This window comes from Streptomyces sp. NPDC041814 (assembly GCF_055590565.1).
Genome location: NZ_JBVJAM010000004.1, coordinates 501,842 through 524,327 on the forward strand (window position 1 = coordinate 501,842; position 22,486 = coordinate 524,327).

Sequence of the window (22,486 nt, forward strand, 5' to 3'; positions counted from 1 at the left end):
AGCAAGGCCGTCCCCGGCCGCGGCTCGGGAGGGGGAAGCGTGCGGGACGCGAGGAGTACGCCGACGCGCCCGGACGCGCAGCGCAACCGCGAGCGCATCCTGGCCGTCGCGCTCACCGAGCTGACCCGGGCCGCGGACACACCGGTGAGCGTGATCGCGCGGAAGGCCGGAGTCGGCCAGGGCACGTTCTACCGCAACTTCCCGCACCGCGAGGCACTGGTCCTTGAGGTGTACCGGTACGAGATGCGGCAGGTCGCCGACGCGGCGGCCCAGCTCCTCGGCGAACGCCCGGCCGACCGCGCGCTGCGCGAGTGGATGGACCGCCTCGCCCGGTACGCGATGGCGAAGGCGGGCCTGGCGGACGCCCTGCGCGCGGCGACCCGTGGGCACGGCAGCCTGGCGCAGGTCGGCCACGGCCCGGTGACCGAGGCGATCACGCTGCTGCTGGCGGCGAACGAGGCGGCGGGCACGATACGCCCCGGGGTGACCCCGGACGACTTCCTCCTCGCCATAGCGGGTCTGTGGCAACTGGACCCGCACAGCGACTGGCAGCCCCGTGCCGCCCGCCTCTTCGACCTGGTGGCGGACGGGCTCCGGGCGGGGGCGCCCGGTGCCGAACGCAAGGGCGGTCGCCCTGATCGACGGCCCGCAGATCAGCCGATGTCCACGACGCGCGCCCAGTCGGGCGGCGAGTCCGGGACGTAGTCGGGGTCCCCCTCGTCCCAGGAATCCCGGTCCGGCCGGTCGAAGAGGCCCACCACCGTCCGGCACGCGGGCCGGTCCGAGGGCCACGGGGTCTGGCCGTCGGTCAGGGCCACGACGACATCGGGCCGGGGGTGCGTGCGCAGCGCCTTCGCGAAGCCCGTGCGCAGATCGGTTCCGCCTCCGCCCACGAGCGGGATGCCCTCCGCACGGCACAGCGGGTGCACGACCCGGGCGGCCGCGTCACAGGACAGGACCGTGACCAGGTCCCTGCGGCCGCCCACCGCACGGGTGATCGCGGACACCTCAAGGAGCGCGCTGCCCAGCTCGGCGTCGCTGACCGAGCCCGAGGTGTCGATGACCACGGACACGCGCGGCGGTCTGCGCCGCAGGCTCGGCAGGACCACCCCGGGCAGCCCGGCCGAGCGCCGCGAGGGACGCCCGTACGAGTAGTCGTCGCCCGCGCCGTGGCCGGAGACGGCCGACCGGACGGCGGCCCCCAGCAGGTCGCGCCATGCCTGGGGCGGGTGGAACGCCTCCTCCGCCCACCTCTTCCACGCCTTCGGCGCGTGGCCCGGGCGGCCGGTGATGCCCTGGGCCACCCGGAAGCGCACCGCGTCGCGTTCCTGCTCGCTGAGCCCGTGCGCGCCGTCGGGTCCGATGTCCCATTCCCGGGCGAGCCCGTCGGAGCCGCTGCCGCAGTCCAGCCAGGCGAAGTCCTGGGTGCGGGGACCGAGCCGGAACTGGTGCAGGTAGTCCTCCATCAGCTCTCCCTCGGGGAGCCCCAGCATCGCGGGCCGCACGACTCCTTCGGGGGCCGTCAGTCCGTCCCCGTACACGTCGTCGTTGATCTCGCAGTCGGCCGCGATGTTCATCCGCAACCGCTCCCCGGCACCGGTCAGCCCCTCCTGGCGCGCGTACCGGTCACCGCGCCCGTGGTGGTCGCGCAGCAGGTGCGACACCTCGTGGACCCACGCCCCGGCGAGCTCCTCCACCGGTGTGCGCTCCACGAACCACGGCGACACGTAGCACCGCCAGTACCGGTCGACGGCCATCGTCGGAACACGCGGCGACTCGACCACGTGGAGGGCGAACAGCGCCGTCGCCAGGAACGGGCGGGCCCGGACTGCCTGAAGCCGGGCGGCGAAGAGCTTGTCGCGGTCCAGCCGGTCCCCGGTCACCGGCTGCCCTTCGTCGCCGCGGCGGCGCGGGCCGCCGCGTCCTCGGCGCGCCGCGACACCGACACGACCCCGGCCAGCGCCTCGATCGACGCGGGCACGTCCCACTCCTCCCGCCTGAGCGCGGCGAGTGTGGTCGCGGGGACGACGACCAGGTCCGGCGCTCCCGTCTCCACGGCGCGCACCAGGAGCGCCCAGGCGGCGTCCCAGCGCGACCGGTCGAGGCGGTTGCGCACCGCCGCGACCACCCCGTCGAGCATCGCCTGCCGCAGGTCCCCCCGCTCGGGCAGTACGGCGGCCGCCGGGTCGGCCAGGAGCGTTTCCGGGTCCGGGAGGTCCATCCGGTCGATCGCCGCCAGGAGTTCGAGCCCCGGCCCGTCCCCGACCGTGCCCCGGACGAGCAGGGAGAGCACATCGCGGGAGACTCCGGCGGCGGTGGCGAAGGCGGTCAGGGTGAGGGTCATGTCCCAGCTCCGGGGCGACGGCCAGGGGCCGCCCCTGCGGGTCTCGCCGCTGGGCAGCCGGTGGACGAGCGCGGGACGGGCCGCGAGGAGTCCGCACACGGCGCGCCGGGCGAAGTCGACGGCCTCGCCGAGGCGTTCGGGCCGGAGCCTGGGCAGGGTCGCCCGGGGCCAGGTCCCGCCGAGACCGCGTACGACGACGTCCTGGTCGTGGGTCCACTGGAGATGGACGAACCGGTTGGCCAGCGGCGGGCTCAGCTCCCAGCCGTCGGCCGCCGACGAGCGCGGGTTCGCGGCGGCCACGATCCGTACGCCGGGCGGCAGTCGCAGCGCTCCGACACGCCGTTCGAGTACGAGACGGAGGAGGGCTGCCTGCACGGCGGGCGGGGCCGTGGACAGCTCGTCCAGGAAGAGCAGCCCGTGCCCGGCCCGGACCAGCCGCACGGCCCAGTCCGGCGGGGCCATGGGCACGCCCTGCTCCGCCGGATCGTCGCCGACGACGGGCAGCCCGGAGAAGTCGGACGGCTCGTGCACGCTGGCGATGACCGTGGTGAGGGGCAGCCCGAGGTCGTCGGAGAGCTGGGTGAGGGCGGCGGTCTTGCCGATGCCGGGCTCGCCCCACAGCAGCACGGGCAGATCGGCGGCGACGGCCAGTGTCAGGGCTTCCAGCTGGGTGTCGGGGCGCGCCTCGGTCGTCGTGTCGCGCAGCAGGGAGGTCAGGACCCCGGCGATGTCGAGTTGGGAGGCCGAGGGCGGTGCGGAAAGGGTGTTCACGGGCATGTGTCATCACCTTGGAAGTCGCGGTGGGCGGTGCGGGCGTACCCGTCAGCGCGCTCCGGCCCGGCGCGGGCGTGTGCGGCGTGCGGGGGCGGGCGGGGGAACGGGGTGGCAGGTGCTGGGCCCGGGCTCGATCAGGTCGGCGCGGTAGAGCCCGTAGGTGATCCGGCGGAGCGCCGCCGACTCCAGTTCGTCGCGCAGCGGGCCGTCCCGGAGCTGCGCGCCGGGGCCCAGGAGGCCTTCGATCACGGCGAGGGCGCCACTGATGTCGCCGTGGTCGAGCCGTTCCCGCACCCCGGTGAGGCAGTCCGGGCGGCGGTGGGCCTCGTCGATGGCCCTGAGGCACGGCAGCGGGGTCCCGGTGAGGGCGACCAGCAGTTCCTCGCGCCGGATCTCGGCCGGGTCGTGGTCCAGGGCGGACAGCACGCCGTCGGCCAGGCCGATCCGGTGCCGGGCGCCCCGGCAGTCCACGACGCGCGGGTGCCCGGCGCCTTCCGGGCCCGGTGGCTGACCGGCCGGTGCGTGCCCAGGGGCCAGCGCGTCCGCGACGAGCGGGTGCAGCCGGCCGGGCTCGATGGCGCCGGACCGCAGGAGTTCGAGGTCGGGCAGTGCCCAGGTGGCCGCGTCGGGCAGCACCAGTGGGGTGCGAGCGGCGGCCGCCCGTGCGTCCGCGAACCGCAGGGCGGGCTGTTCGCCGCCGTCCACGTCCAGGTGCAGCCGGTGTCTGCCGCCCAGCCGTACGGTGACGGGGCCCGAGGTGCGGCCCTCGGCGGTGAGCAGCAGCGCGGCCTCCGCCGCCCAGCGGCCGACGGCGCAGCGGCGCCCCGGCGGCAGTTGGCCGAGGAGGTCCGGCTGCCCGCCGCTCTCGCCTCCGGCACGGACCCGCAGGTCGGCGGCGCTGCGCGCGTCCCACAGGTGGCGGTGCAGGTCGAGCCGGAACCGCCGGCTGGGGTAGGGGTGCGGGTGCAGGCGTACGGTCCCGGAGCCCGTGCCGTCCCACAGGCCGAGGCTGATCCGCTGCCCGGCGTCCGCCCAGGCGGGCGGAGTTCTGGCCACCAGGTGCACGGGGGCCGGGGCGCGCGCGGCTCCGGGGCGCGGCTCGGAGTCGTACCGCGCGAGCGCGATCGTCAGTCCGGGACGCAGCAGGCCGCGCGGGGCGATCCTCGGCAGGTGCCAGCGCAGCAGGTCAGGTGCCAGGTGACGCAGGTCGGCGCGTACGCGGGCGGCGAGTTCGCGCCCGTACGTGCGGGCCAGGGCCCGGGGCGTGAAGTCGACGTCGACACCGGCGGCGGCACACGCGCCGGCCCAGTCGCCGGTACGGCGCCGGGTGGTAGCGGTCTCGATCATGGAGGGCGGCACGGCGAACTCGCGCACGCGCAGCCAGAAGGACAGGAAGGGATCCTCGTCGGGCCGGTGAGTGGTCATCAGCACTCACCTTGCGCGGACGGGGCCCCCAATCTCTGGAGAGAGTGAGTTGTCATCGCGGGACAGAGTAGCGTCCGGCCCCCGGCGGCGCAGCCCTTATTCGGTGAGGCCGGCCGCCAGCGTGGCTCCCAGCTCCCAGCACGCCTCGGTGTCCGCCCTGGCCGGTTCGCCGGTCACCTCGACGACGTCCGCCGCCCGGCGCCAGCCGAGGCCGGTGGTGATCGTCTCGATGCCGCGTACGGCGCCCGTGACGTCGTTGCCGCCGTGCACGTAGTAGCCGAAGGGCCGGCCCCGCGTCGTGTCGAGGCACGGGTAGTAGATCTGGTCGAAGAAGTGCTTGAGCGCCCCGGACATGTATCCGAGGTTCGCCGGGGTGCCGAGGAGCAGCCCGTCGGCTTCGAGTACGTCGGACGCCGTCGCGGCGAGCGCGGCGCGCCGTACGACGCGTACGCCCTCGATCTCGTCCGTCGTCGCACCGGAGACGACGGCCTCGAAGAGGGCCTGGCAGTTCGGTGAGGGCGTGTGATGCACGATCAGGAGAGTGGGCACAGCACCGAACCCTGCCGTCCCCCTCCCCCTGTCGCAAGCCGGGCGCGCGGTGCGCGGCCGGGTCAGGAGCGGTGGCCGAAGAACTCGACCTCGGCGACCGCCACCCGGCGGCCTTTGCCGGTGCCGTACGCGGAGTCGACGGTCAGCCGGATGCGGACGGTCTGCGACCCCCGTACGTCGAACGTCTGCTGGCCGGCCTGGTCGGCGAGCCGGATCGTCTTCGTGCTCCTGGTGCCGTCCCGCGCGGTCAGTTCGGCGACGATCCTGGCCGGGCGGGCCTGCGTCAGATACTCGTCCGTGCGCGTCGAGGTGCCCGGGAACACCACCATCTTCCGTAGGCGGACCGGCGCGTCGAAGGTGCACTCAAGGAACTCCCCCGCCCCGCCGCCCGCCGCCTTGGGCGCCCAGTACCGGTTGTTGAAGCCGTCCACGGCGGCGGCCGCGGCATGCCCGGGAGCGGCGCTCGACGCGTGGCACGCGGAGGGCGGCATCGACTCCGGCGCGCCGGTCTCCTCCTTGGCGAGGCCCAGCAGCCCGGACAGGTGCGGCAGCGCGAACCACACCCCGGCCAGGACGAGGAGCAGCGCGAGGGGGACCCCGAGCCGCGGCCCCCGCCGTCGGCGTCGCGGACGCGCCCCGGCCTCGTGGCCCCTCGCCGGGCCCCGGTGGAAGAGGCGGCGCCACCAGGGCGGGCGCGCTTCGGGCGGGGGCCCGGGGTCGAGGAGCAGCGCACACCGGACGCACAGGGTGCGGTCGGGTGCGTTCTCGGCGCCGCAGCCGGGGCACCGGACGGGCGCGGGGGGCCCGCCCGGTGCGGCGGGCCGCTCGGGGCCCGACGCGTCGGGCGTCCAGGCCGCCGGGCCGGGTGGTGCGTCCGGCCGGTCGCCCGGGCGACGGGGAGCGGCACCGGTGGCAGGTGCGGGCGGCGTACGGGGGGACGGTTCCGGGCGGCCCGGGTTCTGGGCGCGGGACGCGGGGGTCGGCGGGCGTTGGGAGGGGATGGCGGGAAGGGGGTCCACCGCGGGGAGCGGGTTGGGTGGGGTGGGGGCCGGGCGGGGTGGAGACGCCGGAGGCGGGGGCGTCGGGTCCGGCGGTGCGGGGGCCGGGCGCGCGGGCCCACCGCCCGGTTCCGGATTCACGGGCGGTGGCGGTACGGGCGCCGACGGGCTCGTAGCCGCCGGGCCGGGCCGCGCGGGCGTGGGCTCGTCGTCCCCCTCCCACGCCAGAAACGCCTCGCACGACATGCAGAATTCGCGCCCCGGTTCGTTCCTCGTCCCGCACGACTCGCAGATCACCGCGTCGCACCCCCCGCGCCCCCGTCCGGGGGCAGGATCTCCAGCGTGAAGCCCACGTGGGCCGGTACCTCCGTGCCGATCAGTTCTTCCAGCCGGGCGCGGTCGACGGGCCGGTCGTGCCCCTCCCGGACCCGGATCGTCACCCAGGCGCGCGGGGCGCCCGGGAGCGTGGTGCCGGGTCCGGTGGACCAGGCGGTGCCGCCGCTCTCCGTGATCTCCGGGTCCGCGCCGGTCGCCAGGCGCACCGCCTCGGCCAGGCCGCCCGCCGTCCCGCGCCGGGCGTGCCGGGCCACCGCACCGCGTACCGTCTCCCGGCGCCGCTCGACCGGCCCGTCCTCGGGGGACTCCGCCGCCACCCACTGGGCCAGCCAGGCCAGGAAGTCGTCGGGGGCGCTGCGCGGGTCCAGGTGGGCGGGGAGGTTGTCGATGGTGAGCAGGACCGGGGCGAGGACGTCGTCCAGCGCGGTGAGGAAGCGGCGGATGAAGTCCTGCTCCAGGTAGACGGCCGGGAGCTGGTCGATGAGCGGGTGCGGGGTGGGGAGCCCGGGGACGCCGGTGCGCATGGGTCAGGCGCCCCTCACGCGGAGCTGGTGCTCGTAGCTGAAGACCAGCGCGTGCCGGTCGAGCGGGATCTTGGTGGTGGCGTCGGTGCGCTCGCCGGTCACCGGGTCGGCGCGGTAGAGGCGTACGTCCTCCACCAGGTCCACGCCCGGCACCCGCTGGAGCACGGCGAACGCCTCCCCGGACTGGACCGGGCGCCCGAACGGCCACCCCTGTCCGCCGGGCCCGCCGGTCAGGGCGTTGAAGTATCCGTACAGCGCGGCCAGCGCCGCGTCCCGTACGCGGTCGCGGTCCGCGCCGGGCTCGGCCTGGACCGAGGCGACGACGGTGACGCCCTGGTAGAACGGCGGTTCCACGACGAGGCGGGCGCCGATGGGGCGGCGCTCGTCCAGGTGTCCGGCGATGAGGCGCAGGGTCTGGGCGGGCGGGACCAGCTCGTCGAACTCGATCCGGCCCTGGTCGTCGCTGCGCCCGGCCGGCACGACGAGGAGCCGTACGCCCTGTGCGGTGGCGTCGCTCTCGTCGCCGTCGGTCCCGGCCCGGATGCAGTGGACGCGGGCGGCGTCCGGGGCGACCTCGCGGGCGAGGAGTTCGTAGTCGTGCGGGACGACGGCCCGGTGCAGGGTGCGCAGGGTCATCGGGCCGCGCACCCGGGCGCTGTCGACGCTCTCCCCGTCGACACCGCCGAGCGCGGGTCTGCGGTTCTCGACTCGGGCCACGTACGGGATCGCGCTGCGCAGGATCTTCAGGGTCGCGCGGGCGACGTTGCCCCGCAGCCCGCCTCCGGTGCGGTACGAACGCACCCGGACCGTGGCGCCCTTCGCGGGGACGGCACCGTAGTAGCGGATGGAGCCGTCCCGTTCGCGTACGGCGGGGCCGAACTCGACGCGGCCGGAGTTGGGGTCGAGGGTGATGTGCCGGTCCTCGGGGCCGGAGTGCGCGAAGTCGTCGACCCTGGTCCAGCGGGTGTATTCCGGCTCGGGGCCGCTCGCCGGGTCGGCGACCTCGACCACGAAGTCCCCCGGCACGACGGGCGAGCGGGCCAGGGTGAACGCCTGGCCGGGTACCCCCTCGGCCGCGCCGAGCACTTCGTCGGTGATGGTCTCGGCGTGCTCCGCGGCGACCGTGGCACCGATGGTGAAGGCGGTGACCGACCGGACCACGGGCGGCGCCAGGTAGGTCGGGCGGCCGGGCTCGGCCTCGATCAGGCGGCAGCGCAGCCAGCCGCCGGTGCGCCGGACGACGGCGGCCGGGGTATGGGTCCTCGGCAGGTGCAGGATGAGTTCGCCGGAGCGGTTGAAGCCTCCGGTGTCGTCCTTCTCGACCTCGCACGCCGCCCAGCTGGTGCCGTCCCACGCCTCCCAGACCAGGGGCGGGCGCAGCGGGTCCACGCCGACACCCTCGACGCGGCAGTCGAGCCGCAGGACGACGACACCGGCCGGCACGGCGGCGGACAGGCCCACGTAGAGGCAGTCGCCCGGGGCGGGGGTGGCGCCGAAGCACGCCACGTCGCGCCCGATGGCGAGCTGTTCGGTGCGGTCGACCACCTCCTCGGCGGCGGGCCAGGTCGCGAGGTGGGCGAACGAGCAGGGCACGATGGCCAGTTCGGACGAGGTGGTGAAGACGACCGCCTCCTCCGTCTCCGTACGGACGGTCGCCACCTCGGTCCCGGCGCGCACCACGACGGGGTCGGGGCGGGGCGCGGACAGCCGGAACGTCACCTCGGTGCGCGCGGCCGTCGGCGGGTGCAGCCGTACGCCGATCAGGTCGAGGAAGGTGAGGTAGCTCTTCTCCGGCACCCGGTTCACCCGGTAGACGAGCTGGTCGACCATCGTCGCGAACGCCTCGATGAGCGTGACGCCCGGGTCCGACACGTTGTGGTCGGTCCACTCCGGGCAGCGCTGCTGGACCAGGCGTTTGGCCTCGTCCACCAGGCCCTGGAAGCGGCGGTCGTCCAGATGGGGACTGGGCAGCGTCACGCGCCGGCCTCCTCGTCGTCGGGGTTCGTCTCCGGCCCGTGCTGGGGGATCACGTAGAACGGGAAGACGAGGTTGCGCGGGTCGTTGGAGCCGCGCACCGTGTAGCCGATGTCGATGTACAGCACCCCGCTGTCCGCCGCGTCGAACCGGACGGTGACATCGGCGACCTCGATGCGCGGTTCCCAGCGTTCCAGGGCGAGGCGTACCTCGTACGCGAGCTGCCCGGCCGTTCCGGCGTCGGCGGGGGCGAACACGTAGTCGTTGACGGCGCAGCCGAACTCGGGCCGCATCGGCCGCTCGCCGGGCGAGGTCGCGAGGATCAGCCGGATCGACTCCTCCAGTTCGCGTTCGCCGCGTACCAGGGCGATGGACCCGGTGGCGTCCGTACGCGGCGGAAAGGCCCACCCGGCCCCGATGAACTGTTCTCCCATGTCCGTTCAGCCTCCGATCAGCACCGTGGCGCAGCCCGACAGGATCGGCGCCCCGCAGCCGCTCAGGTCCCCCACGCGGGCGGCCGGTCTGCCGCCGATGAACACGCTGCGGCTGCCCGGGGGTGCGAGCGGGGACGGCGGGTGGCCGAGCGGCGAGGCGCACTGATGGAGGGTGCCGACCGTGGCCGCGGGTCTGCCGCCGATCAGCACCGAGACCACCCCGGGCGGCCCGACCGTGCCGGGGTGCCCCGTGGGGTCGCCGACCCGGGCGGCTGCTGCTGACGGCATGCGGGGCGCTCCTTTCGCAGTGGTAGTGGCGGTACGTCAGTTGAGCTGGATCATCGGTGCGTTGACGGAGACCGAGCCGCCGCTCTTCAGGTCCGTGCGCCGGCTGCCGTCGACCGTGACCTGGCCGCCGTGCACCTCCACCGCACCGTCCGTGGAGAGGGCGACCTTGCCGTTGCCGCCGTTGAGGGCGACTCCGTTGCGGGAGGTGAGGGTGACGCTCTCGCCGGTGAGCGTCAGCTCGCCGCGCCCGGCGTCCAGGGAGACACCCTTCGCCGCCGTGACGGAGACCTGTTCCTTGGCCTCGATGGTGACGCTGCCGTCGCTGTTGATGACGACGGCGGTGCCCCGGCGGTCCAGGGCGATGGTGAGCTTCCCGTCGCCGGTGCGCAGCCGTACGCCCTGCGGGCCGTCGGCCGCGTCGAGCAGTTCGAGCTGGTTGCCGCTCTTGGACGCGAAGGCCCGGCGGTTGACGGCACCGGTGGTGGGGTCGACCAGATCGCCGCCGCCCGCGTCGGAGGCGCCGGATGCGCCCGGGGTTCCGGATGCGCCCGGTGTCCCGCCCCCTCCCCCACCGGGCCGGTCCTTGCCGTTGTAGAGCCCCGCCAGCACGTACGGCCGGTCCAGATGCCCCTGCTCGAAGCCCACCAGCACCTCGTCGCCGACCTCCGGGATGAACGCCTCGCCGCCGCCCGTCCCGCCGGACTGCGCGGTGCGCGCCCAGTCGCTCGCGTACTCGTCCGACAGCCACGGGAAGCGCACCTTCACCCTGCCCGAGCCCTCCGGGTCCTGGGTGTCCGTGACCGTCCCGCTGACCAGCCCGGCCCAGCGGGGACCGCTCCCGGAGGCACCCGCGGCCCCGGTGAGCCCGAACAGCGACCGTTCCTGCTGACCGGACACGGTGATCCAGGTCTCGTAGCCGCGTACGGCGTCGAAGACGTGGCGCGAGGAGGTGACGGTGTAGCGGCCCTCGAAGGGCGCGCCGACCGCGTTGAGCGCGACGGCGCTGCCGGCCGTGACCTCGGGGTTGCCCCTGATGACCGCCTCCAGCTCCGCGAAGGAGCCCGCGATGCGCTCGGCCAGCGCCTTCGCCGCCTGGTCCACCTGCGCCTGGGTGCCGTACGCGGCGTCGGTGACGACGAACCGGGCCTCGCCGAAGGGGGCGCTGACCTCGGCCGCCGTGACGCCGAGGTCCAGCGTCGCCGACTTCCCGGCGGGCGACCGGCCGATCAGCGGTTCCTTGGCGCCGATGTCCCAGCCGCGCACCTCGACCTCGGAGACCTGTTCGGCGGCCGAGACACCGGCGCGGCAGCGCAGCAGGTTGCTGCCGAGTTCGAGGACGAGCGGGTCGCGGTCGGCGCGCGCGGAACTGTCCGGTGCCCCGCTCGCCTCGGCGGGCCGGGTGATGTGCAGCTGCCCGTCGCGTACGTACGCCTGGGCGCCCGCCTCTTCGGCGAGGCCGCGCACGAACTCCCAGTCGGTGGTGTTGGGCTGGGCGATGTGCTCGATGACCGGTCCGGCGATGTCCACGGTGCCGGGTTTGAGCCCGGCGCGCTGGGCGACCTGGCCGCAGATGTCGGACAGGGTCATGTTCTGGTAGCTGGCGACGCGGCGGCCCCGCAGCAGCCGGTGCGACGCGTCGAGCCCCCGGACCACGGTGAAGGTGCCGGTCTCGTCCAGCTCGACCTCCAGGGCGGTGACCGCGCCTTCGAGGAGCGGTTTCGGGGCGGTTGCGCCGCCGGCCCGGGCGAGGAGCCGGGCCTCGCTGCCGATCTTCAGGCCGGTCTGTTCGAGCAGGACGCGGTCCGGGTCACGGAACCGGAGCAGGAAGAGGTCGGGGAGCGTCCGGCTGTCGTCCACATAGCCCTCGACCAGGGTGTTGAGGAACTTCGCGGGCAGCGGGCGGCCGTCGAACTCCACCACCAGCGCGCTGGCGACCCCGGGGCGTGTCATCGGCCCGCTCCCCGGCCGCCGTTGCCGTCCAGCCGGCTCAGCTCGTCCAGCGCGGGCAGCAGCAGCTGGGTGCCCGGGGCGAGCCTGATCGGGTCGTCGATGCCGTTGGCCTCGGCGATGACCCGCCAGGCGCCCGCGTCGCCGTACTCCCGGTGCGCCAGCGACGGCAGCGAGTCCCCCGACGCGACCCGGTGCACCCGACGGGCCGCCAGCGCCCCGGACGTCGGGTTCTGCCCGGGCGTCTCGCCGCTGATCTCCTCCATCGTCACCTGGCACACGGCACGGATCGGCACGCCCGACGTGGTGAACAGCGTGTATTTGGCGGCGACTTGGCTCACGTAGCCGGGAAATCCGGTCAGCCCGCCCCAGTGGAACACCACCCAGGGCGGCGAGGAACGCTGCTGCTGCCTGGTCTCGTTCGTCGGCACGCAGCACGCGAACAGCTGCTCCACCGCCGTCACGACCCGGGTGTCCTGGGTGTCGCCCGCGTCGAAGAACATCTCGACGGTCAGCTTGCTGGGCTGCGAGCCCTGGTACTCCGGCGGCCCGGAGCTCTTCGCCCCCTTGGCCGGGGTGCGTTTCCAGGAGGCCGCCTTCGTCAGGCTCAGCTCCTTGGGGTTGAACTGGAAGTCGATCCGCCCGCACGGCCCGCCGGGGGTGAGCCCGCCCCCGGTGGGCGGCGTACGCAGCTCCAGGTAGGCGTGCTCCAGCTTGGGCCTGGCGGAGCCGCCCTTCGCGGCGGACGCCACCCCGGACGTCCCGGCCGCGCTGAAGGCGATGGGTCCCGAGCTCACGCCGCTCAGCCCTCCATCACATAGCCGTGGTGGGCGATCTCGATCGTCTCCATCGCGACCTTGGGCGACTCCGGGGTGAAGGAGGGCCCGGTCCAGCGGACCGGCACCACTTCGAGCAGCCCCCACTGGGCGACCTTGCGGCCGTCGCCGGTCCGCGCCTCGATGTGCGCGGTCTTGCGGCTGAACCCGGTCGTCATGGTGGCGAACCAGCGCGCCACCTTCTCCGTCTCCCGGGTCAGCGGACGCGACAGCTTGACGTTGGAGTACTTCAGCCGGGTCGGCAGCTGCCACACGTGCCCGTTGTTGCCGCCCTCCTCGCGCGTCTCCAGGACGACTTCGCAGCCCAGCCCGTCACAGGTGTTGAACGACCCGAGCTCGATGTCATCGATCGTCACGACGAAGCAGACGCTGACTGCGGGGTCCTCCGGGGCGTTGGCCATGCGCGTGCCTCTCGATCAGTGACGGGTGTTGATGAGTGAGCCGGACCGCTCGCGTTCGAGCCTCAGGTCTGCCTTCAGCAGTCTGCTGAGGGGTGCGTAGAGCGCCCGGACGAGTTCGTCGGTGACGGGTGGCGTACGAGGGGTTCCCTCGGGATCCGTGGAGCCGGTCGTCGCCGCCGACGGCTGTTCCGCGGTCGGCGGCCCGGGTTCGGGGCCGGGCTCCGGATCGGGTTCGGGCGGGGGCGGCGGCGAGGGCTCCTCGGCGGTTTCCGAGTCCCGCTGGACGACCGGCCGCGAGGTGCCGCCGGGGGGCGCGGACGGGAAGACGACGCTTCCGTCCGCCATGCGCTGTGCCACCCCGGCCGCCACGGCGACCGCCCCGGCGTTCCGGACGGATGCGGGGACGCGCGGGCCCCGGCCGGGGCCCGGCTCGGGCCGGGCGTATGGCGGGGCCGTCTGCCGCTGTACGGGGGACACCGCACGCTGCACCGGTGCCGCCGGGGCGGTCGGTGCTGTCGGCTCCCCCGGGGCTCCGGGACCGGTACCCGCGCCCTGGCCGGCCGTGGTCCACCGGACGGCGACGGCGGGCGGAGGGTCCGGGGGCGCGGGGACGAAGGGTGACGGCCCGGATGCACCGCCGTCGGCCCCCGCGCTCTCCGCCGCGCGCTGGACCGCCGGGGTGCCGCCGGGGGCGTCGGCCGTACGCAGGGTCAGGGGCCGGTCCCCGAGCAGCGGCGCGGTGGGGCGGTCGGGGGCTGCGGGCAACGGGGCGGTGGTGCGCTGCACCGGGGCGGCGGGCGCTCGGCGCTCCGGCGGCGCGTCGGGCGCCCGCGCACCACCGTCCGGCTGGAGCGGGGCGTCGCCCAGGAGCGGCGCGACGGTCTCCGTCCCGGTGGGGGCATCCGCCTCCGTGGTCCCGCCGGGGCCGGGCACGGGGTCGGCGGCACGGACCCGGTCCGGCGGCGGGGCGCTGTCCCGCTGCACCTGGGGCGGCGAGGGCCGGACCGCCCTGCGCTGGGCCGTGGGCGGCAGGCCGGGGAGCGGCGCGCCGAGGCCACCCGTGCGCCGGGGCTGAAGCGGAGGAGGGGGCGCGGACGGCTGCGGCGGTGCGCCGCTGGGCGCGCGCTGTACGGGCGGGATCTCCGGCGCCGGGGCGCCGGGCTCGGTGGCGTCCGCGTGCGGCGCCGGGGCGTGGGGGGCGTCCGCGTGCGGCGCCGGGCCCACCGGCTCGGTGTGCCCGTCCGTGGGCAGGAGGGGCTGCTCGCCGACCAGTCGGCGTACGGGCGGACCGGCGGGCGCCGAGGCCGGTCCGGCCGAGGCGAGGTTCGGCTGGCCATCCCCGTATGTCCGCTGGACGGCGACCGCGCCGCGCCGCGTACCGGGGGGCGGCGGCATCGGCACCCCGATGGCGCGCTGGACCGGTGGGGGCGGGCTTCCCGGAGCGGCGTCCACCACTCCGCGCACCAGGCCGGCCGGGGCATCCGGACTCACCAGATGACCCAACGGTGTACCCAGCGACGTGTTCTGACGTGTTGTCAGGCCCGCTTCGAAACCCGTCGGGTCGATGAGCAGGTCCTGGCCCGTGACGGACCGCTGGACGGGTTCCAGGCGGCGCACGTCGACCCGGTCCGCCCGGTCCGGCCCTGCGGGCCGCGGGGGCGGGGCATCGGCGGAACGGCCGCCGCGCAGCCAGGACATCAGGCCCATGCTCCTCGTCCTCCTCCGTGCTCCTGGCTACTGCCCGTTGAGGCGGGCGACCTGCGCGACGAACTTCAGGCGTTCCGGGTGTTCCAGGTCCAGCAGGTCGTCCAGCGGCCAGTGGAAGTGATAGGCGAGGTACGCGACCTCCTCGTAGAGCAGGTCGGCCGCGTACGTCATGATTCCCCCAGGCGGCCACCGGCGAGATCCACCGCGAACTCCTCGTCGCAGGACGGACAGGTGACGGCCGCGCGGGTGTGGCCCTCGGCGTTGATCCGGCGGTAGAAGTCCTGGAGGAACGCGAGATCCGACGCGAACAGGTCCTCGATGACCCCCGGATGGATGTCCTCGACCGTTCCGATCCGCGTCACCACCCGCGAGATCAGCACGACCGAGAGGTACGCGGAGTTCTCGCGGACCCGGTCGTCGCGCAGGGGGACCAGCTCGTCCCGGGCGGTCGCCAGCCGCATCACCCCACTGCGGTGCACGGTGCCCGACTCGTCGACGTATCCGCGCGGCAGCTCGAAGGTGAACTCGGTCCGCAACGGTTCGGACCGGCCGGTGCCCGTGTCCCGTTCCGGAGGCGCCTGGAACTGGACCGAACGCCGCATCAGTCGAGCTCCATGCTCTCGTACGTGATCGCCAGCTTCTCCGTGAGCACCGAGGTGTCCCCGGCCTTGAGCGTGCCGATCTCCAGCGACTTGGGCCAGGCGTTGATGAGCTTGTAGCGCTTGATCGGCAGTCCCTCGTAGTCGTACACGATGACGGCGCCGTTGCGGCGGGCGTTCGTCATGCGGCCGAAGCGGGAGTCCTTGATCCAGCGCTCGAAGCTGTTGTCCTCGGTCAGACCGCGTGTGACGGTGACCTCGCCGGCCTTCGGGCGGCCGGGCAGTTTCTTGATGGCGTACTTTCCGTCGGCGGTGTTCTGCTTCAGCTCGATGACGTCCTGCTCCATCTTCAGACCACTGACCTCGGTGATCTGCTTGATGACGACGCTGTCGAATTCGAGACCGAAGGAGTGCCCGACGGAACTGTCGAGATCGGGAAGTGGCACCACAGGCTCCTTACGCCGGGTTCGGGGACGGGCCGGTCACTGAACTGGGGGGCGGCACGCGCCGGTCACTCGTCCACACCCCCGGTCCCGCCGGTCAGCTGGGAGAGGCGGAACACGACGAACTCGGCCGGCTTCACGGGCGCCACGCCGATCTCGCACACGACCTGACCCGCGTCGACGCTTTCCGGCGGGTTCGTCTCCCGGTCGCACTTCACGTAGAACGCCTCGTCGGGGGTGAGGCCGAAGAGCGAGCCCTTGCGCCATTCGTTCACCAGGAACGCGGAGACCGTGCGCCGGATGCGGGCCCACAGCGCGTCGTCGTTCGGTTCGAAGACGACCCACTGGGTGCCGGCGAGGATCGACTCCTCCAGGTAGTTGAAGAGCCGCCGCACGTTCAGGTAGCGCCACGCGGGGTCGGAGGCGAGGGTGCGGGCGCCCCAGACGCGGATGCCGCGTCCGGGGAAGGACCGGATGCAGTTCAGCCCGATCGGATTCAGCAGGTCGTGCTCGCCCTTGGTCAGCTGCGTCTGCAACGCGACCGCCCCACGCACCACTTCGTTGGCCGGGGCCTTGTGCACACCGCGCGAGTCGTCGTTGCGTGCCCAGATCCCGGCGACGTGACCGCTCGGCGGTACGAGGGTGGCTCGGCCGGAGGCCGGGTCGGCGACGCTGATCCAGGGGTAGTAGAGCGTGGCGTACTTCGAGTCGAAGTTCGCCCGGTCGGTGCGCCAGGCCCGGACCTGTTGCGGCGTCAGACCGGGCGGCGGGTCCAGGACGGCGATCCGGTCGCCCATCAACTCACAGTGCCTGATGAGGGCTTGCTGCACCGCGATGACCGCTTCCAGGTCGAGCAGACCGCGTTCGTACGCTCCCATGAGGTCCGGTACGGCGATCATCGTGACGTCGTCCACCGCTTCGAGGCCGCCCAGGCCGGTGCGGCGGTCGGCGTCGCCGACGTACACCTCGGGGGCCAGCGCACCGGCACTTCCGGCGGGCGGGGCGGCGGGGGCCAGGGTCACGGACTGCGGCGCGGGCCGGGCGGGGGCGGCGCCGCGCCCCGACTCCCGTATCTCGATCAGCTCGGACTTGGCGTTGACCCGGGTGGCGACGTTCTCCTTGCTCCGCTTGGTCGTCACGGACGGATACGTCTCCGCGACCTGGCCGTCGCGTTTCACGATGAGCTGGAACACGTCGGACGGCGGGTCCTCGCCCTCGGCCTCCACGACCTCCACGCTGATCTCGCCGGCCACGCCCGGCCTCGGCTTGACGGCGTACGGCCCGACCTGGACCTCGGAGCCGGCCGCGAGTTCGCCCTCCGCTCCCCCGGCCACGGTGTCCGAGCCGTCGCCGATGCGGACGACGTAGCAGATGCCGCCGCCGTTGGCGAAGAAGCCGTAGACGCTGGAGGCGAGGTACGTCCCGTCCACGAAGTCGCCGAAGGTGCTGACGAACTGGCTCCAGTTCGTGATCAGCGTCGGCTCGTCAAAGGGGCCCCGCTGGGCGAACCCGACGAAGGCGGCGACCGATGTGCCCACCCCTTCGATCGGCCGGGAACCCGACTCGACCTCTTCGACGTAGACGCCCGGGGACAGGTACGACGGCATAGGGGCCTCTCCTCGATGTGCTCCTCGACGTGCTTGCCACCCCGTCGCACGACCGCTGCCCGACCGGGGAACACCGGCGATTCTCGCCACTTCGGCGATCACCCGGAACGGATAGTCGGCCGCCCCGGCGTGCAGGGGCGGCTGCCCTAAGAGGCAAGGGGACGGCGCCGGGTGCACCGCACGGGCCTGCCCCTGCCCCGTCCCGCCGGTCCTCCCTCCGCCCCCGGGAGGCCCGGCAGCCTGGCTGACCACCGTGTGCGGGCAGCTGTACTGGCGGGAGGTGGCGTATGAAGGCGGGTCCCGAGAAGCCGCCCTCCGCCCCCGCCGCCGGGTCCCGTGACGGCTCCCCTCGTACGGAAGCGGCTCCCGCACCCACGCCCGCCCCTGCCCCGGCGCCGGACCGCCGCAGTCTCCAGCGGCTGCAACGGGCGGCCGGCAACGCGGCCGTCTCCCGCCTCGTCGCCCAGCGCTACACGGCACCCGTCAAGCCGTCGCCGGCCCAGGCGCCGGGCTTCCGGGGCGTCAAGGCGGACATCGCGGCGAAGAAGCAGCGGATGGCCCAGCACCGTCCGGCCGCGACGGAGTCCAAGGCGTCGCAGGCTGCCGCCGTCGCGCCTCCGGACGACAAGGAGGCGCAGGGCAAGGCGGCGAACGCGGAGAAGATGAACGCCGCGAAGCCGGGCGAGTTCGACAAGAGGGCGTTCATCGACGCGGTGAACAAGGCGATCGACGCGCAGGCTCCGAAGAACCTGGACGACGCCGACAAGTTCTCCAAGTCCGGCAAGGCGGAACGGGTCAAGGCCGAGGTCGACGGCAAGGTCTCGGACGGCAAGGAGTCGTCGGCCAAGGACATCGACACGGCGACGAAGGCCCCACCGGACACGTCGGCCGCGAAGGACAAACCCGTCACCCCGCTCACCCCGGACCAGCCGCCCGGCAACCCCGGGGCACCGTCCGCGGCGGCCGCGATCCCCGAGAAACAGCCGGCGTCGGTCACGGACTTCTCCGAGGGGCCCGCGCAGAACGACAAGGCGATGGCGGACGCGGAGGTCACCGAGGAGCAGCTCGCCAAGGGCAACGAGCCCGAGTTCAGCGAGGCGCTGAGCGCGAAGAAGACCGCCGAGGCGGACTCCGCGAAGGCACCGGCGAAGGGCAGGTCGGCCGAGACCCGGCAGCTGTCCGCCGCGAAGGCGGGCGCCGCGGCTTCGGGCGCCGCCGCGATGAGCACGTTGACCGCGACGCGTGCGCAGGCCGGGCAGAAGGTGGACGGCGGCAAGGGCGAGACCAAGTCGAAGGACGAGAAGAAGCGCGCCGAGGTCACGGCGAAGCTCCAGAAGGTCTACGACGGCACGAAGAAGGACGTAGAGGCGACGCTGTCCGGCCTGGACAAGAAGGTCGACGCGGCGTTCACCTCCGGTGAGAAGGCGGCCCGGGACGCGTTCACGGCGGACCACATGCGCCGGATGAAGAAGTACAAGGACAAGCGGTACTCCGGCTGGACCGGCAAGGCCCGCTGGGTGAAGGACAAGTTCGCGGGCCTGCCCGAGGAGGCGAACAACCTCTACCAGGAGGCCCGCAAGCTGTACGTGTCCCGGATGCAGACGGTGATCTCATCGGTCGCCGACATCATCGGCGCCGAGCTGGGCAAGGCGAAGGCCCGGATCGCGAAGGGGCGGGGCGAGCTGAAGGCGGAAGTCGACAGACTCCCCGCCGATCTGCGGCAATTCGGCGAAGAGGCGGCGAAGGACTTCGCCGGAAAATTCGACGACCTGGAAGCAACGGTCAACGAGAAGTCGGACCAGCTGGTCCAGGACCTCGCCCAGAAATACACGGCCGCGCTGAACAAGGTCGACGAGGAGATAAAGAAGCTCCAGGAGGCCAACAAAGGGCTGATAGACAAGGCGAAGGACGCGATCGTCGGCGCGATAAAGACGATCAACGAGCTGAAGAACCTGCTGCTCGGCATCCTCGCCAAGGCGGCCGGCGCCATCATGAAGATCATCAAGGACCCCATCGGCTTCCTGGGCAACCTGGTGTCGGCCGTCGGCGCGGGCCTGAACCTCTTCGTCACGAATATCGCCGACCACCTGAAGACCGGCCTCGTGTCCTGGCTGCTCGGCACCGCGGTGAAGGCGGGCCTCGAACTCCCGCAGCGGTTCGACATGAAGGGGATTATCCAGCTCATCGGCTCGCTGCTGGGCCTGACCTGGGCCAACATCCGGGCCCGCGTGACCCGCAAGGGCGTCCCTGACGAGGCGATGACGGCGGTCGAGTCCTCGGTCCCGGTCGCCCAGAACATAGCCCGGGAGGGCCCGGCCGGCGCGGTCAAGGAGATCCAGGAGGAGGCGGGCGACCTCAAGTCGACCATCCTGGAAAAACTGACGAGCTACCTGATCCCCACGGTGATCATCGCCGGAATCACCTGGATCCTCTCCCTCCTGAATCCCGCTTCCGCGTTCGTCCGCGCGGTCAAGGGAATCATCGACATCGTCACCTTCGTGGTGAACCAGGGCGCCCAGATAGTGGAGTTCGTCAACTCGGTCCTGGACGCGGTGGTCGCGATAGCCAACGGCGGCAAGGCGGGCGTCCCGAAGATGGTCGAAACCGCCCTGGCCGCGAGCGTCCCGCTGCTCATCGGCTTCCTGGCTTCCCTGCTGGGCATCGGCAGCCTGGCCGCGAAGGTGAAGAGCGTCTTCCACGCGGTGTCGCGCCCGGTGAACCGAGCGATCGACAAGATCGTGAACTTCATCGCCAAGAAGGGCAAGGCGCTGTGGCGCAAGCTGCGAGGGGAGCGGGGGGCGCCCTCGAAGAAGGACGGCCGAAGGGACAGGGACAAGCCTGCCACCAGGGACGACACACCCCAGGGCAAGAAGAAGCGACTGGACCGGGGCATGGAGGCTGCCCTGCGGGTCATCAACTCTTACGAGGGCGGGTTGCTGCCCGCAGCCCATGTCAGAAAACAGCTGGCGTCCATTCGCAGGCGCTACGAACTCACCGAGCTCAAGGCAGTGGAGGGCGCCGACGCGTGGTCCGTGCATGGGGCCGTCAATCCCACGGAGGACGAGACGTCGAAGGTCTCCAGCATGAGAGCCATCATCACGAGCATGAAGACGGTCCTCGCCGGTTACGGGCCGGAACGCGTGGCACTCATTCACAAGAACTGGGGACAACAGCTCGGCCGGGCGAAGATCGACAGCCAGTCCATCTGGACCGAGGACTTCCTGAGGGGTACGGAGAGGAACGCCCTCGACGGGTTGAACTCGGCGGCCACCAGGAAAAAGCTCATCGGTTACTTCGAGACACCTCGCGACTCGAGTCTCGCCGACACGGACGTCTTCAGAAAATTCGCACTCGTCAACAAGCAGCCAATCCCTTCCCACGATGTGCGCGAAACATTCAATCAGGCACTCGGGGACGGGGCCCTGGAGAAGATCAAAGGTCCCGAGAGTGCGCAACGAATTCGCAGCCTGGCCAATGACGAGGCCGACGAGGAGCTGACCGCAAAGCTTGCCGAAATAACTTTCAAGGCGGACTACAAGGACTTCGGGGGCTTCCTCGGGCTGCCGGGCACGCACCCGGGAGCCGACATCACTCTGCAGGAAGCCGTGAAACTGGCGAAGGACATCGGACCCGACAAACCGATTGTCAACTTCCTGAAGCGGATGGTGGAGGTCGGCGGCGAATTGAACGGGCTCAAGTCCGATGATTTCATGCGCCTCTGGGCCGTCGGCGCGAACGCCGAATGGGTGAAGGACAAGTTCCGGGAGGTCGCCTCCGGCAGACACGAATGGATTCCCTCGAACTACATCGGGCGCGTCCTTGAGACAGCGGTCTCCGCTCGCGAGTCCCACGGCGTGGACGTGGCGAAGGGGTGGATCACCCTGCAGAACGCACTGCGCTCCTTCACCTGCGACGTCATCTGGGATCTCCGGGTCGATGCCGGCACCACCGAGGTGACCGCTGACAACCTTCACGTCCATACCGGCGGCTTCGCGGAGAACACCTACAGCGCCCACGCCGACCCCGTTTACCACGGCGACCCCGCCATGCGGGGCGGATCGGAGATATCGAACGCAAGAATCGCACCGGGCGGATTGCGCGGAATCTTCGAGAGCTACGTGGAATCCGAAGGCGCCGCGGCCACGCCCACCGGGTTTCTGCAACATCTGCGTTCGCTGCTCGACAACGGCGCCATCATGTGGAACGGGGAGCTCGACCCGAACCTGCCACCCCGGGTCCGTGACCTTCCCATCTCCGGCACCTACAAGAAGAAGGAAGTGGACGTCGGCGACGTCAACACCACATCCCGCGTCACCATTGAAGAACTCAAAGAACTCACTGTTGCTAAACTTGCCGAGATCCAGAAAGAGAACTACCTGCGCGTCGTAGAGAACTTCAACTACGCCGCACGCCAGTTGCGGTCGAGTTAGCAGAGAGGTTACGTCATGTGGGATTCCGCAGTACACGCGGCGATCGAAGGTAGATTGGGGACCGGGTTTGAAGAATCGCCCAGCCGCCTCCAGGAGCTCGATGTCCTCACTGTCAACCACGCGCGCAGCCTGAAAGGAATCTCCGCATGCCAGAATCTGAGAATCCTGGTACTGGCGGGCTGTGAGCTTAACGGTCTCGAAGAACTGTCCTCGCTGGCTTCACTCCGCCTCGTTTCCCTTGCCGACAGCGCTCTGGGCAGCCTGGACGCGATCGGCGAACTCGACGTACACACGGTGCACATCGAGCGGTCCGGGGTGACCGATATCGGCCCTCTTCTGCGATGCCCGGGACTCGTGGAGGTCAAGCTGGCCGGGTCGGACCTTCCGGACAACGCCTACGACGAGGTGATCCCCGAACTGCAGAAATCCGGCTGCTATGTCACCTTCCCCGACGAGGTCGAGCGGGAACTCACGTCGCTGCTCCGCCGGTCGGGGATGTCCGTCAACTGCTACAAGCGTGGCACGGACTACCGGCTCTGCCGACCGGGACTTACGCTCACCGACCGGCCGGAAGTGAATCATCCTGTGATCTCTCCGGAAGAAATCCACGCAATGCTTTCGACTGAACCCGCGAGAATCGCCACGCTCTTCGAGCGCCCCCTGTGACCGGAAGGGCCATGGGCTGCACGGAGTCTCAGGCCAGCAGCCCCAGATACGGTCCGAATTCCGAGGCCAGGGTCAGGCGGCCTAAAGGGTGTTGCAGAAGGTCGGGCTTGGGCAGGCCGGAGTGGTGGCTGACCTGCTGTTTCACCGTGTCATGGCGAGGTTGTGCATGGTGGCGACGGCCTGGACCGCGTGGTGGAGGCCGTC

Annotated in this window: 20 protein-coding genes; 3 read left to right on the forward strand and 17 right to left on the reverse strand. The window is 72.3% G+C overall.

The features are described 5' to 3' along the window. Positions 1-39 precede the first annotated feature (39 nt). Positions 40-705 (forward strand): TetR/AcrR family transcriptional regulator, encoded by a 666-nt coding sequence (locus tag ACZ6C6_RS14695; protein WP_469202644.1) that lies wholly within the window; start codon positions 40-42, stop codon positions 703-705. Here ACZ6C6_RS14695 and ACZ6C6_RS14700 read toward each other — a convergent pair. From ACZ6C6_RS14700 to ACZ6C6_RS14780, 17 genes are all read right to left on the reverse strand, one after another. Beyond that, a complete protein-coding gene (locus tag ACZ6C6_RS14700) occupies positions 654-1,883 on the reverse strand; it encodes a vWA domain-containing protein (protein ID WP_469202646.1) in 1,230 nt (409 codons plus the stop codon). The genes ACZ6C6_RS14695 and ACZ6C6_RS14700 overlap by 52 nt on opposite strands. Continuing rightward, positions 1,880-3,121 (reverse strand): AAA family ATPase, encoded by a 1,242-nt coding sequence (locus tag ACZ6C6_RS14705; protein WP_469202648.1) that lies wholly within the window; start codon positions 3,119-3,121, stop codon positions 1,880-1,882. Before ACZ6C6_RS14705 ends, ACZ6C6_RS14700 begins: the two co-directional genes overlap by 4 nt. Before the next feature lie 45 nt (positions 3,122-3,166). Next, a complete protein-coding gene (locus ACZ6C6_RS14710) occupies positions 3,167-4,543 on the reverse strand; it encodes a hypothetical protein (protein ID WP_469202650.1) in 1,377 nt (458 codons plus the stop codon). Between the two features lie 96 nt (positions 4,544-4,639). Continuing rightward, entirely contained in the window at positions 4,640-5,092 is a 453-nt protein-coding gene (locus tag ACZ6C6_RS14715; protein ID WP_469202652.1) for a flavodoxin family protein, read from the reverse strand. A gap of 62 nt (positions 5,093-5,154) precedes the next feature. After that, positions 5,155-6,111, reverse strand: coding sequence for an NADase-type glycan-binding domain-containing protein (locus tag ACZ6C6_RS14720; protein WP_469202653.1), 957 nt, complete (start codon positions 6,109-6,111; stop codon positions 5,155-5,157). 272 nt (positions 6,112-6,383) lie between these two features. Next, positions 6,384-6,950 (reverse strand): phage tail protein, encoded by a 567-nt coding sequence (locus ACZ6C6_RS14725; RefSeq protein ID WP_469202654.1) that lies wholly within the window; start codon positions 6,948-6,950, stop codon positions 6,384-6,386. Positions 6,951-6,953: 3 nt separating this feature from the next. Beyond that, the gene (locus ACZ6C6_RS14730) at positions 6,954-8,927 is read right to left on the reverse strand and encodes a putative baseplate assembly protein (RefSeq protein WP_469202656.1); all 1,974 of its coding nucleotides are present in this window, start codon (positions 8,925-8,927) and stop codon (positions 6,954-6,956) included. Further along, a complete protein-coding gene (locus tag ACZ6C6_RS14735; RefSeq protein ID WP_018099785.1) occupies positions 8,924-9,358 on the reverse strand; it encodes a GPW/gp25 family protein in 435 nt (144 codons plus the stop codon). The genes ACZ6C6_RS14730 and ACZ6C6_RS14735 overlap by 4 nt, the downstream gene beginning before the upstream one ends. 6 nt (positions 9,359-9,364) lie before the next feature. Continuing rightward, entirely contained in the window at positions 9,365-9,646 is a 282-nt protein-coding gene (locus ACZ6C6_RS14740) for a PAAR domain-containing protein (protein WP_469202658.1), read from the reverse strand. Between the two features lie 36 nt (positions 9,647-9,682). Further along, positions 9,683-11,596: a VgrG-related protein gene (locus ACZ6C6_RS14745; protein WP_469202660.1), complete on the reverse strand. Its 1,914-nt coding sequence runs from the start codon at positions 11,594-11,596 to the stop codon at positions 9,683-9,685. Next, the gene (locus tag ACZ6C6_RS14750; RefSeq protein ID WP_403995006.1) at positions 11,593-12,390 is read right to left on the reverse strand and encodes a CIS tube protein; all 798 of its coding nucleotides are present in this window, start codon (positions 12,388-12,390) and stop codon (positions 11,593-11,595) included. The genes ACZ6C6_RS14745 and ACZ6C6_RS14750 overlap by 4 nt, the downstream gene beginning before the upstream one ends. A 5-nt stretch (positions 12,391-12,395) precedes the next feature. Beyond that, a complete protein-coding gene (locus ACZ6C6_RS14755) occupies positions 12,396-12,830 on the reverse strand; it encodes a phage tail protein (RefSeq protein ID WP_469202663.1) in 435 nt (144 codons plus the stop codon). A 15-nt stretch (positions 12,831-12,845) separates the two neighbouring features. Continuing rightward, a complete protein-coding gene (locus tag ACZ6C6_RS14760; protein WP_469202665.1) occupies positions 12,846-14,537 on the reverse strand; it encodes a hypothetical protein in 1,692 nt (563 codons plus the stop codon). A gap of 27 nt (positions 14,538-14,564) precedes the next feature. After that, positions 14,565-14,708 (reverse strand): DUF6760 family protein, encoded by a 144-nt coding sequence (locus ACZ6C6_RS14765; RefSeq protein WP_018099790.1) that lies wholly within the window; start codon positions 14,706-14,708, stop codon positions 14,565-14,567. Further along, positions 14,705-15,139, reverse strand: a complete 435-nt coding sequence (locus ACZ6C6_RS14770) for a hypothetical protein (RefSeq protein ID WP_147974097.1) — start codon at positions 15,137-15,139, stop codon at positions 14,705-14,707. Before ACZ6C6_RS14770 ends, ACZ6C6_RS14765 begins: the two co-directional genes overlap by 4 nt. Beyond that, on the reverse strand, positions 15,139-15,582 hold the full coding sequence (locus ACZ6C6_RS14775) for a phage tail protein (protein WP_018099792.1): 444 nt from the start codon (positions 15,580-15,582) through the stop codon (positions 15,139-15,141). Before ACZ6C6_RS14775 ends, ACZ6C6_RS14770 begins: the two co-directional genes overlap by 1 nt. Before the next feature lie 65 nt (positions 15,583-15,647). Continuing rightward, positions 15,648-17,186 (reverse strand): phage tail sheath family protein, encoded by a 1,539-nt coding sequence (locus ACZ6C6_RS14780; RefSeq protein ID WP_469202668.1) that lies wholly within the window; start codon positions 17,184-17,186, stop codon positions 15,648-15,650. A 287-nt stretch (positions 17,187-17,473) separates the two neighbouring features. On the opposite strand from ACZ6C6_RS14780, the gene ACZ6C6_RS14785 reads away from it, so the two are divergent. Next, positions 17,474-21,616, forward strand: coding sequence for a phage tail protein (locus ACZ6C6_RS14785; protein WP_469202670.1), 4,143 nt, complete (start codon positions 17,474-17,476; stop codon positions 21,614-21,616). A 15-nt stretch (positions 21,617-21,631) separates the two neighbouring features. After that, positions 21,632-22,282: a hypothetical protein gene (locus tag ACZ6C6_RS14790; RefSeq protein WP_469202672.1), complete on the forward strand. Its 651-nt coding sequence runs from the start codon at positions 21,632-21,634 to the stop codon at positions 22,280-22,282. Positions 22,283-22,486: the final 204 nt, after the last annotated feature.

Bases quoted from the DNA above. Each gene is read 5' to 3' on its own strand.
- ACZ6C6_RS14760 (WP_469202665.1), bottom strand. From the start codon at position 14,537: ATGGGCCTGATGTCCTGGCTGCGCGGCGGCCGTTCCGCCGATGCCCCG.
- ACZ6C6_RS14725 (WP_469202654.1), bottom strand. From the start codon at position 6,950: ATGCGCACCGGCGTCCCCGGGCTCCCCACCCCGCACCCGCTCATCGAC.
- ACZ6C6_RS14755 (WP_469202663.1), bottom strand. From the start codon at position 12,830: ATGGCCAACGCCCCGGAGGACCCCGCAGTCAGCGTCTGCTTCGTCGTG.
- ACZ6C6_RS14765 (WP_018099790.1), bottom strand. From the start codon at position 14,708: ATGACGTACGCGGCCGACCTGCTCTACGAGGAGGTCGCGTACCTCGCC.
- ACZ6C6_RS14780 (WP_469202668.1), bottom strand. From the start codon at position 17,186: ATGCCGTCGTACCTGTCCCCGGGCGTCTACGTCGAAGAGGTCGAGTCG.
- ACZ6C6_RS14770 (WP_147974097.1), bottom strand. From the start codon at position 15,139: ATGCGGCGTTCGGTCCAGTTCCAGGCGCCTCCGGAACGGGACACGGGC.
- ACZ6C6_RS14740 (WP_469202658.1), bottom strand. From the start codon at position 9,646: ATGCCGTCAGCAGCAGCCGCCCGGGTCGGCGACCCCACGGGGCACCCC.
- ACZ6C6_RS14705 (WP_469202648.1), bottom strand. From the start codon at position 3,121: ATGCCCGTGAACACCCTTTCCGCACCGCCCTCGGCCTCCCAACTCGAC.
- ACZ6C6_RS14790 (WP_469202672.1), top strand. From the start codon at position 21,632: ATGTGGGATTCCGCAGTACACGCGGCGATCGAAGGTAGATTGGGGACC.
- ACZ6C6_RS14745 (WP_469202660.1), bottom strand. From the start codon at position 11,596: ATGACACGCCCCGGGGTCGCCAGCGCGCTGGTGGTGGAGTTCGACGGC.
- ACZ6C6_RS14710 (WP_469202650.1), bottom strand. From the start codon at position 4,543: ATGACCACTCACCGGCCCGACGAGGATCCCTTCCTGTCCTTCTGGCTG.
- ACZ6C6_RS14785 (WP_469202670.1), top strand. From the start codon at position 17,474: ATGAAGGCGGGTCCCGAGAAGCCGCCCTCCGCCCCCGCCGCCGGGTCC.
- ACZ6C6_RS14735 (WP_018099785.1), bottom strand. From the start codon at position 9,358: ATGGGAGAACAGTTCATCGGGGCCGGGTGGGCCTTTCCGCCGCGTACG.